The sequence below is a fragment of the Arthrobacter sp. 01L42 genome, from assembly GCF_056400005.1.
Genome location: NZ_JBFTSL010000022.1, coordinates 66,202 through 78,659, shown reverse-complemented (window position 1 = coordinate 78,659; position 12,458 = coordinate 66,202). Strand labels below are relative to the sequence as shown.

Below are 12,458 nucleotides of genomic sequence, written 5' to 3'. Positions count from 1 at the left end.
CTGCTCCGCCAGCTCCAGGGCGCCTTCCTCCGCAAACCCCGGCACGGCCTGCAGCACCTGGAAATCTTCGCCACCACGGACCAGTTCGAACACCTGATCACCGTGATGAACACCGCCACCAACCCCCGCACCGGCCCCGACACCGGCCAAGGCACCGCCACCGGCAACACGGCGCAGGCCCGACCGGGCGAGGGCGGGGCGGGCGAGGGTGGGGCGGCGGCAGAGGGGGAAGCCGCCGGGTACAGCCCTGACGTCATTGAATCCGCCGGCGGCACGAGTGCTGCCGGCGTTGGCGCTCCCGGGGCCGTCCGGGCCAATACCGGCCCGGCGGATGCGCCCTGCGCGGCTGACGATTCCGCCACGGCCGAAGAGGACGCCTCGCGAGAGGACCCCGCGCTGCCGTCCCTGGACCTCCGCTCCCGGCCGCAGAAGCTGCTCGACGGCCTGGTCGGCGCGTGCAAAGCAGCCCTCGCCACCGGAGGGCTACCCGCCGCGGGCGGGCTCCGGCCCCAGGTCATGGCCACCATCGATTACCGGGACCTGCTCACCCGGCTCGGGACGACTCCCGCCGAAGCAAGCGCCCCTGCCAACACCGCACAGCACGGCACCGGGACGCTGCTGTTCACCGGCCCCGTCACCGCCGGCACCATCCGCAAAATCGCCTGCGACGCCGACATCATCCCCGTCGTCCTCGGCGGCGAGGGCCAGGTCCTGGACATCGGCCGCGCCTCCCGCATCCTCCCGCCCCACATCCGCAAGGCCATCACGGCCCGGGACCGGGGCTGCGCCTTCCCGCAATGCACGATCCCGGCCTCCTGGTGCGAGGCCCACCACATCACCTACTGGTCCCGCGGCGGAACCACCGGAACCGGCAACGGAACCCTGCTCTGCTCCCATCACCACCACGTGATCCACAAGGAACACTGGAGCATCCAGATGCGCACCGGCATACCCTGGTTCATCCCGCCACCCCACCTCGACCCAGCCCAGACACCCCGACGGAACAGATACTTCCGCCTGGAGTGACCCCGTGGCCGCCGCGTGACAGAATCTCGGACGGAGGCGAGCCGTGCAGTTCGGACGGCAGCCGGCTGGCCGCCCCGGGCAGCGGGTCGGACGTCAGCGGGCTGGCCGCCCCGGGCAGCGGCCCGGACAGTCGCAGCGGGCTGAGCGGCTCGCACGTCCAGGCCAAGGTCATGGCCGCGCGGGGGGCAACCCCGAGTCCTCAGTCCTGGGAGCCCCCGGAGCCCTCCGTCTTACGAGTTTTCCCGGGACGTGATACCAAAGCTCGGAGACTGCAGCTCGGTGAAGTTCCCGACGCTGGCACGCACGGTGCACTGGGGCGTGATCTGCAGGGCCGTCACGGTAAGCCCCGCGCTGTCCACCGCGAGCGCCCCGCCACAGCCGTCGGAGAACCGTACTCCTTTCTCGCCGCCGCTCACGGCGGCGAGCATCTGCGAGGGCTTGCCCGACGCGGGACTGACGTAGAGCGGGTTCAGCTCGTCGGCGCCGCCGGCCCAGACTGGCACGAGGGTGATCTTTAGCGGGCTGGGCGTCACGACGCGCGCCGGAGTACGCACCTCCACGCCCTTCAGCCGCTGGACGGTATAGGCCGTGCCCTTGACGGCAGGGTCCTGCGTCGCGGCCGTCGTCGCCTCGGACCCAGCCCGCAGCCATGCGTCGAGGGCCTGCTGGTCCGCGGGCGACACTGAAACCTTGGCGGTGACCTGGGCTGCCCCTCCGGCCGGGACCTCCAACCCCGAGACCTTCCAGCCGCACTCGACGTCAAGGCCGGTGATCGAGGCCTGATTCCTGCTCACCGAAGCCCCGTCCCACGTGACCGTCGGGCACGCTTCCCCATCGGCCAGGCCCGGGATCACCTCAAGGAAATCACCGGACAACGGCGCCTTCTGCGCCGCGTACGCGACAGTCAAGCGGACCTGACCGGAGGACGCCTCATAGGAGGCCTCCCGCGAGATTGTCAGGCCGGTTGGCAGCGCCGCGTCCTGAAGTTGCTTGGACACCTGGCCTTCCGCGGTGGGCCGCATTTGCTGACCTGGAGGGGCGAGGACAACGAACCCCACGACCATCGCGACGACGAGCAGGGTGGCGGCGCCCGCGAGCAGTAACGCTTTGCGAGTGCGCCAGAACGGGGTGGCGACCTGTTCCTCGAGCCGGGCCTCCGCCCGGGGCCGCACTTCGCGACGCGGGATTGGCCGGGCGATGGTGGCGCTGTCGGCCTCCCCGAGCTCGGGAGCCTTCCCGGCGTGGTCATCTGGCGAGCCTGACGCGAGGGCCGCGAGGTCCTCGTCCGTGAAGGCGCCCCGGACGACGGTGGCCGAGCGTTCGACGGCGTCGAAGTCCTCCGGGGCCTCGGTACGCGTGATCGGGCTGCTGCCGGCAAGGCGGGGTGCGAGACGCCGGAGCGTCGCCGCGGCCTCACTCGCCGTCGGGCGTTGGGCGGGGTCTTTGGACAGCAGCGAGTCGAGTATGTTCCATACCGCGTCGTCCACGGGGATCCGTGGCGGGCGCGAGGAAACATGGCGGTACGCGACACTGAAGTCCGTCCCCGGCCCGGCGAAAGGAGTGCGCCCGGCGAGGAGCTCGTAGAGCAGGACACCCGTTGAGTACACATCGCCCGGAGGGCCGGACCGGCCCTGGCTGATGAGCTCGGGAGGCATGTAGTGCGGGGTGCCGATGAGACCGGTCGTCTGGCGGATCTTCTCGCCCACGACGTCGGAGATGCCGAAGTCGGAGACCCGTACGTCGCCCGCGGCGCACTCGGGCCAGGGGCGGGCGAGGAGCACGTTGTCCGGCTTAATGTCGCGATGGGTCACGCCTCGTGAGTGCGCGAAAGCCAGTGCGTCGAACACTTCGGCGGCGACGTTGAACGCGTCCACGGGACGCAGCGGGCCCGTCTCCTTGAGCGCGTCGCGCAACGAGCCTCCCGCGACGTAGTCCATGACGATGGCCAACCGCGCGCCTTCCACCACCATGTCACGCACCGTGACGATGTGCGAGTCCTGCAGGCCAAGCAGGACGGATCGCTCGCGGACGAACCGCTCTACGAGCGAGGGATCGTCGGCGTGCTCCGGGCGCAGGACTTTGGCGGCAAGCGTCCGGCCGTCGGCAGAGGTGACGGTCCAGACCTCGCCGACGGCGCCGGAGCCCACCCGTTCGCCGAAGCGGTAGGACGCTCCCAGAGCCTGACCCGTCTGTGCGAATTTCATACCGTACTCCCCAACGCTATCGATCTGATTCTTCAAGGCCCCCGGCCGTCCACTCGTTCGTCGTATGCGCTCGTAGCCGGGCTCAGCCCTCGGCGCTCATCGACTGGATCAGTGCCAATTGCCCGCCGACGCCGATATATCCACGCCCCGCACTCAGCGCCACGGGCGCCCTGCGCGGGAGTGCGGTGCCCAGCAGTTCGCCGTCGTAATCTACATCCGGTTGCAGCAGCACGCCCAGGCGGGATTTGCGGAGCGTCTTGGTCCAGTGACTGTACAGCCCGCGGAGATCCGTGGCCCGTCCGGCCGCGATGACGCACAGCCCCGGCTGCCCGGATGTCACAGTCCCCGCGATGGATTGATCGGTGTCCTCGAAGCGCTCTGCGTCGTCGATGAGCAGGAACACTGGGCCGCGCTCGAGGCGCAGGGAGGCCAGCAGGGCCGGCACTTCATCCGTGCCGACGGCCACGCGATCCAGATCGGCGAGGGCCAGGGGCGAGCGGCGATCGCAGATGCCCCACACCTGAGCCGGCCCGCGTGAGGTGCCCGCGCCACGCAGGGCTGCGGCCAGGGCCAGCAGCAGCGTGGACTTTCCCGACCGGGCGGGCCCGGCGACAAGCGCGTGCTCGCCCTCGTAGATTTCCAGGAACGCCGGCGAGAGGTCAGCCTCCTTTATTCCTACCGGGATGAGCCAGGGTTCGGCCTCCAGCCGGGGTTCCACCCCTAGCTCCAGCATGGTGACGTTGGAGGGCAGGCGCCGGATCGCCGGGGTCTTCGCGGGTGCGTGTGCCCAGCTTTGCCGCACGCGATCCACCGCAGCCTCGACCCCGATACCGGGCGTGGCCACATGCATCTGGAGCGAGGTGCGGGGATCCACGCAGCGCCCAGGAAGCGCCGCGGGGATTTCCTTGCCCCGGACGCCGAGCGAGGAGTAGTCGTAGTCGTCCGCCAGCCGGAAGAGCCACTTCTGCAGCGTCACCTCGTTCATGGCCGAGGGCACCGCCTTGGCGCGTGTGGTGGAGACCGCGAAGGACAGTCCCAGCGCCGGGCCGTCCGCGTACGCCCGGTACAGCAGCGCCAGCAGCTGCTGCCCTTCGAAATCCTGGAACTCGTCCCGCAGCGAGGCCAGGCCGTCCAGCAGCACCACGGTGCGGCGGTGCCTGCCAGGCTCGGCGCGGCGGCTCTCGAGCTCCGTGTGCAGGTGCCGCAGGAAACGGGCCTGCTGCTCCTTGGCACCGGCCCCGGTTCCCACATACGCCACGGTGTGCGGCAGGTGTTCCAGGGGTTCGAGTTCACGGGAGCCCATGTCGAGGATCATCAGGTCTAGTTCGGCCGGATCGGCGTCCTTCGCCAGTGTCAGCGCGATCGAGGCCAGTGTGGTGCTCGTGCCGGAGCCGGCCACGCCCATGAGCATCAGGTTCCCCACGGACATGTCCCATCCCGCCGCGGACTGGCGCTGCAGCTCCGGCTCGTCCACGACGGCCACCTGGACCGTGGAGCCTCGGACGGCGCCCACCATCGGCAGCGGGGGTGCGGGATCGGTGGGAGTGTCGGACGGCGCGGCGCGACGGCCGCCGTCCGGGAGGAATCCCTCCAGCTCCACACGCTCTCCCAGGGCCTCCGGCCAGACCTGCCGCGGCTGGGCGTACCCTGCCTCGGCGTTGGCTTCGACAACCGCGTCGATGAGCAGTTCGAGGTCGTTCTCGTCCACGCCCGCAGACCGTGGCGGCGCCGCCGCGGGCACGGGGACGCCGAACTGGCGTATCTCGCGCACGTCCACGGCGGCCCCGGCGCCGAGCTGCGCCCGTCCGGTCACGAGGGCCGTCTGCACGGGGGTGATGTCGTCCTGGCCCAGTTTCACGAATGCCCGGCCCATCTGGGCCCGGCCGATCGCCGAGGCGGCGGGCACACCGATGACGTTGTTGGAGTCGTCGCGGCTCTGCACCCGCAGGGCCACCCGAAGGTTGGTGTTCGCGAGGATGTCGTCGCTGACGACGCCCGCCGGGCGCTGCGTCGCCAGGATCATGTGCACACCCAGGGTGCGGCCCACTGCACCCACGCTGACGAGCGCTTTGAGCACGTCCGGGAAGTCCTTGGCCAGCATGGCGAACTCGTCGATCACGAGCAGCAGCCGGGGCATGGGCTCGGCCGGGTTCGTCGCCAGGTAGGCGTTCAGGTTGTCGATGCCCTCGCCGGCCTCTGCGAAGACCCGCTGGCGGCGTTCCATCTCCGCTTCCAGGGCGCGGAGGGCCCGGTCGGCGAGCTGCTCGTCCAGATTGGAGATCGTGCCGATGGTGTGCGGAAGGCGTTCGCATGCCTTGAAGGCGGCCCCGCCTTTGAAGTCGACGAGGATAAAGTTCAGGCGCGTCGGATCGTTGCGTGCCGCGAGGCCGGCCACAAGCGAGCGGAGGAACTCGGACTTGCCGGAGCCGGTGGTGCCGCCCACCAGGCCGTGCGGGCCGTCCTTGACCAGGTCCAGGGTCAGGGTGCCGTTCTCCCCTGTGCCGATCGGCGTGGAGACTCCGGTGGGAGCCTGCCACATGCGACGGATCGTGGTCGAGTCCGGGCGGTCGTAGCCGAGGAGCCCGGGCAGCCGCACAAGCGGGGGCAGCGAGGCCCCGGGCACGCTCAGCTCCGGATCGTCGAAGTGCGCCACGCGCATTGCGCAGCGCAGGGCCTCCTCCTGGTCCAGGCCCGCCAGGATGACGTCCTCCACGCGGGTCAGGTCCTCCGGCTGGTCCACAGTGGCCGCTGCGTCCGAACCGACCCTGATGATCGTGGTGCAGGAGGCCGGCAACTGTTCCTCCGAAGTCGCGATGACGATGCCCGCCACCCGGGACGGGCGCTGCTGCGGGCTCCCATGGGCCCCGGGCACGGAGCGGCCCGTGCCGAGCAGCGCGCGTGCCGGTGCGTCCCTGCCCTCCGTGAGGACCTCGGAGTCCAGGACCACCAGCATCGCTGGTGTGGGCAGCTCCTGCACTGCGTCCTTGAGCGTGCGCAGCATGGCCAGGCTCGCCTCGCGGTCCGCTGACATCCACCGCTCGCCCGTGCTGCTGCCGGCCTGGCGCGTGTGCGGCAGCCATGAAGCCCACTCCCACTCGTCAGCGCGTCCGGCGTCGCAGAAGACGCCGATGGTCAGGTCGGCTGGGCCGACGTGCACCGCGGCCTGGGCCAGGAGGGATCGCGCGAGCGCCAGAGTCCCCTCCCGCGGCCCGACGATACCCACCACACCGGCGTCGGTCAGGTCCACGAGCACGGGCGCGGCCTGAAGTCGCGCGGCCGCGAGGGAGTCCTTCACCTTCTCATCCAGCCGTGACCCAGCGGTGCGGTCCACCTCGGGCTTCCAGGGGACGTCACCTGTGCCGGCGTGCAGGGCCAGGAAGTCGTCCGCGTCGGCGCGGCGCTGCCACAAAGACGTGGCGGGGAGTGCGGGGCGCCGGACTACGGTCGCGGGATCGGGGATCATCCGATGGCGTCGTGCGGTCTCCGTCGCTGCGGCTTCGCGGATCTGCCGCTCGAATCCCTGGAGCGCCCCGGCGAAGCGCTCGTCCTCTTCTTTGAGGCCCCGGGCGTGACGGCGCTTTTGTTCGAACCACATGCCGACGGCCATGACCGGGCTGAGCATGGCGAACATCGCGAAGCGCAAGTCCCGCAGGATCAACACCATCGCCGCCGCCATCACGAGGGGCGCGAGCACCGTGATGTAGCTGAATTTGCTGGCCGGCGGCACGTCCTTGCGGCCCGGCGGGACCAGGGGTTCGCCCGCCGGGGCCTGCCCGGGGCGGGGAGGCCGGTTGAAGGGCGCTGTCGCCGCCGGCGTGAGGTTGTGCAGGCTGCCAGGCGCCGGGGCGGGCGTCTCGTCCAGGGACCGGCGCAGGAGGAGCACCGCGCCGCCCGCCGTGATCGTGGCGGTTTCGGTCACCAGGATCCCGTCCTCCCCCACCGGCTCGCCATTGACGAGGGTGCCGTTCGTGGACCCGCCATCGAACACCCGCAGCCCGTCCTCCTCCCGGCGCAGGCGGCAGTGGTCCCATGACGCGCTTTCGGTAGGAAGGCTCAGATCGGCGTGAGGGGACCGGCCGATGAGCATCTCTCGCCCGTGCGGAACGTCAATCACTCCGCCGGTGCTCTGGCCGCCGGCGAGCGTCACGCTCCAGCCGCGCACGCGCTGCGGAATCTGCCACGGCGCCCGCGAGATGCGGCTGCCCTCAAGGAAGATCAGCTCTGAGACGGGGGTGCTACCACGCACCTCGGCCTCGTTCACGAACACCGCCTCATCGGGTGCCAGGCGCGGGCCACCGGCGGCCTCTACGAGGTCTGTCAGCGTCGTGGCGGGCGCGGCGTGAGCCACGTCGCACTCAAAGCGACGCTCGTCCAGGTCGATCAGCACACGCACCGGGGCGCTCCTTCAGTGGTGGATGGTTCCCGCCCGCTCAGGGGCGAGCCGGGGGCAGGTGGTCAGGGGTTTGCCGGCGCCGGCACCCAGACGAGCCGCGGAGCGGCCTCATCCGGCGGGCGCAGGCCCAGGTCCTGAGGGGAAGCGTAGACCGGGATTGCCTCCGCGGTCAGCGCCGCGGAGCGCGAGAAATCCAGCGCCGGCCCGGCGAGGCCGTCACCAGGACCGAAGGACATGGTGCGCAACGCCGCGCCGACCTTGGACGGCTCGCCGCTTCCAGCCGACGCGGCCGCCCGTACGAGGGCGACGACAGCGTCGTGGCTACGAGAGTCCGCCGCCCATGCGTCGGCGGAGAACGCGGCATCGCCCGTCAGGTTCTTGACCTTCGGGTCACCGGAGGCCAGGCGCACGGCGGACAGGAATGCGGACATCCCGCGCCCCTGGGCGTCCTGCTGGAGCGCCGTGGCATCGCCGCCGGCCGGGGCAACGCTGACCAGCTGCCCGGAGGCGGCGCCGTCGAGCTCGGACAGCGTGGAGGCGAAGGCCGGGGCAGTGGCGCCGTCCGGAATGACCACGGGGACGGACACGTCGCGGGCCTGCAGGGCCTGGACCAGCCGGGCCAGCCGCTGCGGGGTGGCGGCCGAGACAACCACGGCGTCCGCGGGCTCGGCGACCCTCGTGGACCCGGCGCCCGCTGGGGCGTCCTCGGCAGGAGGGCGCAGCTGGTCCCCTGTTCGGATGGCGGCCTCCTGGGCCAGGTCCGTCACCGCGTCGAAGCCATCGAGGTTCAGCGTCTGTGAGATCCCGACGGAGGCAGGGACCTCGCCGCCGTCCCCGACGAGCAGCACCCTGTTTTTGCCGTTCAGCGCGGTGCGAAGGGCGGCCGCGACGGATGCGCCCGACGGCCTCGTGGTCCAGGTGGTCTGCGCGGGGTCCGATGGTTCGGCGTAGGGCAGGATCGCCGGGAGGCCGAGCTCCTCGGCGGTCTTTGCCGCGGCCCGGGCCGGCGCACCCGTGGTCGCCACGACGACACCCGATGCTCCCTGCGCGGCGAGCGCGTGGACGGCGGCGCGGGCGCCATCCTCCGTGCCGCGGTCGTTCTGGGCTGCGAGGGCGACGGTGGCGCCGCCCTTGGCAAAGCGCTGTGCGGCGACGATCGCGCCCTGTGCCGCCCGGTTGTACTCGGAGCCGGGCTCGCCGGACTGGCCCAGGGTGAGGACGACGCCGATGGAGAAGTCCTTCGGCAGGCCCTCGGCCTGGAGCGCAACGGGAACCGTCGCGGCTACCGGATCGGGCCGTGAAGCCTCCTTGGGACGGCTCAGCGCCACGGTCGTCAGGGCGATCGCAGCCGCGAGGACGACAGTGATGCCCGCGACGATCAGGGTCGTGAGCCCGGTGCGGGAGCTCATGCGGTGCCGCCGATCTTCAGTGTGTACAGGGTCTGCGACGTGGCGCCGGCCGGCACCTCGAGGTGGAACGGTGGCAGTTCGTCGACCGCGGTGAGTGAAGCCTTGAACTGCGCCTGGCGCAGGAGCAGCCCCGCCACGTCCCTGGAGCGGATATTGGCATAGCCCTCAGCGTTCTGCGATGCCAGTGCCAGCTGATAGTCAGCGGTGTCGGCTTTGGCGGCGCTTGTGGCCATGGAGCCGAGCAGGCCGGATCCGTTCACCGAACGGTCGCCCAGGTCGAGCATCACCTTGGTGAGGCTTGAGGACAGGAGGGCGCTGGCGCCCTCGACGTCACGGGTTGAGCCGGACGTGCTGGAGGCGATGTTCGCGAGCGAGGACTGCGTGCTCTTGTCCAGGGATGCGGCCAGCGCGTCGCTCTGCCCGCGCAGTTCGTCCCGCTGCTTATTCACCGTGCCCTCGGCGTCGTTCACCACCTCGTCCGAGGTGGACTTCAAACCGGAGATAGAGCGGTTGAAGGCCGTGATCACGGCGTCGGAGCCCGCGTCGCCGATCTCGGCGACCCGGCGCACTTGCTCGTCCACGGTCTTGTAGACCTCGGCGGCGGTCTCCGCCGAAACCTCGCGGAGGGACTTCTTGATCTTGTCGCCGAGCCCGTCCTGCTGCTCCTTGAGCTTCGCGAGCGTCGAGCCGACCCGGCCGGAGGAGTCGATCGCCTTACCAAGCGCGGCGTCCAGGGCAACGAGTTCGCGCTTGTTGCTGTTGACGTCGCCCGTGGCGGCGCCGTCGAGCGCCTTCGTGGCTTCTTTGATGGCGTCCAGCTTGGCGTCGATGTCGTCGATCGTCGTCCCCAAAGTGGTGAACGCCTGGCCGATCTCCTCGTCCGGGGCGGTGGTGTCGGTGGCCGCCAGGACCGCGTCCCAGGCGGCCGTCTGGGCCTGGATCCGATCGTCCAGAGGGTCCTTGAACCCCAGCGGCGGGCGCAGTTCCTGCGCGGGGTTTCCGCTTTCATCCGTGGGCTCGCACGGTGCGGACGTCAGGTAGGAACGCAGCCGCTCCGCTTGCTCGGCGGACAGTCGGCCCTCGCGGGGCAAGGCCCCGTCGGCCATCTTGCACAACTCGTCGGCGAGCCGCTGCGTTTGCTGCGTCATCGAGCCGTTCAGCAGCGAGCGGTCACCCAACTCGCCCCGGGCGTCCTGCGCAGTCTTCTTGATGTCGCCCAGCTTCTGCCGCAGGCCGTCGATGCTGCCGCGGACCGCAGCGGCCGCGTCCCGGGTCGCGGCGACGGAGGCCCGGGCGGACTTGATCGCTTCCTCCACGTTTGCGAGGGCAGTCTTGTAGTCTTCCGTGGTCTCCGCGCCGTCGAGGACCGCAGCGAAATCAGTGCGCACCTTCTCCAGCGTGACGGCGGCAGCCTCCTGATCCTTGATCGCGCCCTCGACCATCTGCGGCTGCAGGTCCGCCACGAGCTCGTCGCCCTTCTTCACCAGGCCCAGCAACGCGCCGGTGACGGTCACGGCAGAGCCGTAAAGGGAGCATGTCATCGAGCCCTGCTCCGCGCATTCCTCCGCGGTGGGGTCCTCGGGGCCCATGGTGGCCTTGATGGCGCCCGCCACGATATCCCGGCAGCCCGCACTCACCTTCGCGTAGGCGTCGAGCTGCGAGGCCATGGTCTGGATGCTGGAATAGACCGTGGCCGCCTTCCCCGATTTGGGCACCTCCGCGGTGCAGCCGTCACCGTTGATGGGAGCCGTCGCGGGCACGGCCGAGGTGTCGCCCAGCATCGCGTCCACGGCGGCGACGGTCAGCTTCAGCTGGGACGCGGTGGTGGACTGCGTTGACTTCGTCGCGGCCTCCAGGTCCGCGCCGAGAGTCTTCAGTTGCTCCTTCAGGTCCACCATGGTTGCGGCCAGGGCCGTGGAGTTATCGCGCAGCTCGCCCGCGGTCTTCGCACCCAGGGTCTGAGAGGTCTCCTGCAGGTTCTGCCGGACCTCGGTGATGGTGGATCCGGCCTTGGTCAACACGGTGTTGACGTCCGAGACCAGCGAGATGGTGCGGCGTTGCAGCCCCATCTCGGAGCCCGCACCGGAGGAGAACGCGCCGGCGAGCACGCCGTCCGCGCTGAGGTCGGTGTTAAGGCCCGGCTGGACCGCCACGTCGAAAGCAGGGACCTGAAAGTCCTTGACCTCAGCAACGAGGCGCAGCGTGGTGCTCGCACCTGAACGGGGTGGGGCCAGCACGGTGGCCCACTGCACCACGGTGGCACCGTCCTCGGTGCTGCTCAAGACGCCGTTGGTGCCCGTTCCGCCGTCCGCAGAGCCGGCGGTGACGTCGTCGGCCCGTACACCGGCGAGTTTCGTTGAGGCGGCGATAGTCAGCGGGGCGCCGACGAGGGCGGTATCGGAGCGGGTTTGGCCCGCGGCATCGTACTCGATGACCCGCGGCTTGACCGTGAGGTTCTCCAGTGTCAGGTCGATCTCGACCGGCCCGGTGTGGCCTTGAAGCTCGGTGAGGTCGGAGCCGGACTTGTCGCCGGCCCGGTACTGCAGGCTCACTCGCACCGGCAGTTCGCCCACCGCCTGGGCGGCGTCGTACTTCGTGTCCGCTGCGGAAGAGTCGCCGGCCGCGGACACAGAGATGGTGGTGCCTTCGATCGTCTCGACCCCGGCGGCCGGGGACATGCCCACGCGCACGCTCTGCAGGAGCTTGACCGGATTGGACACCGACTCCGGCTCGGGGGCCGGGCCGCACGACGTCGTCGCGATCAGCCCCAGGCCGGCAAGGAAGGCGCCCAGCGCCCGGCCGGGCGCGATGCGGCGCCCCGGGATGTGCTGGTGCGTGGTAGTCCGTCTGGACATGATCGTCCCCTCTTCCGTTCATGGTGCCTTCAGCATGATACGGGGTTTCACTCACGAATGGACTAATCGCGGTTTGCCTGTGTCATGCGCATGACTTGGGCGGTCATGTCCCGCCGTCCTAGTTTTTCTTTTTGTTGGATTTATTGACGTGTGTTGGTAGCGTCGGCACCGTCTGGTCGTCGGCGGTTACGTGTCCGGCGGAGAAGCGCTTGTCTCTTGGGAGGAATTTCTATGTCGCGTGTGTTGTCTACTGAGCAAGCGAAGGCTGCGATTGGGCAGGTGCAGTCGATCATTAACGGTGGTTTCACGGATCAGATCTCGGCGCTGGATGCGCAGGGACGAGTTTTGTCAGATCCGAATATTTGGGATGGTCCCCTGGCTGCGCAGTTCCGAGGTTCTACGTGGCCGGAGACGAAGGCTGCTTTGGACAAGGCCAAGGAGGAACTCGAGCAGTTGCGGGGGCAGCTGCAGAAGATTTCGCAGGACATCTTCTCTGCTGGCGGCGGCGCCTGAGCCTGTATGTGATTGCGTGAGGGCCAGGTAGTCGCGCCGCTCTGGTGAGTGGGCGGTT

Annotated in this window: 6 protein-coding genes; 2 read left to right on the top strand and 4 right to left on the bottom strand. The window is 70.0% G+C overall.

Annotation, left to right across the window (positions count from 1 at the left end; all coding sequences use genetic code 11):
- Positions 1–1,026 (top strand): DUF222 domain-containing protein (locus AC1DN2_RS17985; RefSeq protein ID WP_476851410.1); only part of this gene is annotated, 1,026 nt, incomplete at its 5' end.
- Between the two features lie 230 nt (positions 1,027–1,256).
- Here AC1DN2_RS17985 and AC1DN2_RS17980 read toward each other — a convergent pair.
- The 4 genes from AC1DN2_RS17980 to AC1DN2_RS17965 form a co-directional block, all read right to left on the bottom strand.
- Positions 1,257–3,230, bottom strand: a complete 1,974-nt coding sequence (locus AC1DN2_RS17980) for a serine/threonine-protein kinase (protein WP_476851409.1) — start codon at positions 3,228–3,230, stop codon at positions 1,257–1,259.
- An 82-nt stretch (positions 3,231–3,312) separates the two neighbouring features.
- Positions 3,313–7,623, bottom strand: a complete 4,311-nt coding sequence (locus tag AC1DN2_RS17975) for an FtsK/SpoIIIE domain-containing protein (RefSeq protein ID WP_476851408.1) — start codon at positions 7,621–7,623, stop codon at positions 3,313–3,315.
- A gap of 62 nt (positions 7,624–7,685) precedes the next feature.
- Complete coding sequence (locus AC1DN2_RS17970; RefSeq protein ID WP_476851407.1) at positions 7,686–9,032, bottom strand: hypothetical protein; 1,347 nt, start codon at positions 9,030–9,032, stop codon at positions 7,686–7,688.
- Positions 9,029–11,887: a hypothetical protein gene (locus AC1DN2_RS17965; RefSeq protein WP_476851406.1), complete on the bottom strand. Its 2,859-nt coding sequence runs from the start codon at positions 11,885–11,887 to the stop codon at positions 9,029–9,031. The genes AC1DN2_RS17970 and AC1DN2_RS17965 overlap by 4 nt, the downstream gene beginning before the upstream one ends.
- Before the next feature lie 231 nt (positions 11,888–12,118).
- Here AC1DN2_RS17965 and AC1DN2_RS17960 point away from each other — a divergent pair, with 231 nt between their 5' ends.
- The gene (locus AC1DN2_RS17960; RefSeq protein ID WP_028275663.1) at positions 12,119–12,400 is read left to right on the top strand and encodes a hypothetical protein; all 282 of its coding nucleotides are present in this window, start codon (positions 12,119–12,121) and stop codon (positions 12,398–12,400) included.
- Positions 12,401–12,458: the final 58 nt, after the last annotated feature.

Excerpts from the sequence above, each read along its gene's own strand:
- AC1DN2_RS17980 (WP_476851409.1), bottom strand. The coding sequence starts at position 3,230 with ATGAAATTCGCACAGACGGGTCAGGCTCTGGGAGCGTCCTACCGCTTC.
- AC1DN2_RS17970 (WP_476851407.1), bottom strand. The coding sequence starts at position 9,032 with ATGAGCTCCCGCACCGGGCTCACGACCCTGATCGTCGCGGGCATCACT.
- AC1DN2_RS17965 (WP_476851406.1), bottom strand. The coding sequence starts at position 11,887 with ATGTCCAGACGGACTACCACGCACCAGCACATCCCGGGGCGCCGCATC.
- AC1DN2_RS17960 (WP_028275663.1), top strand. The coding sequence starts at position 12,119 with ATGTCGCGTGTGTTGTCTACTGAGCAAGCGAAGGCTGCGATTGGGCAG.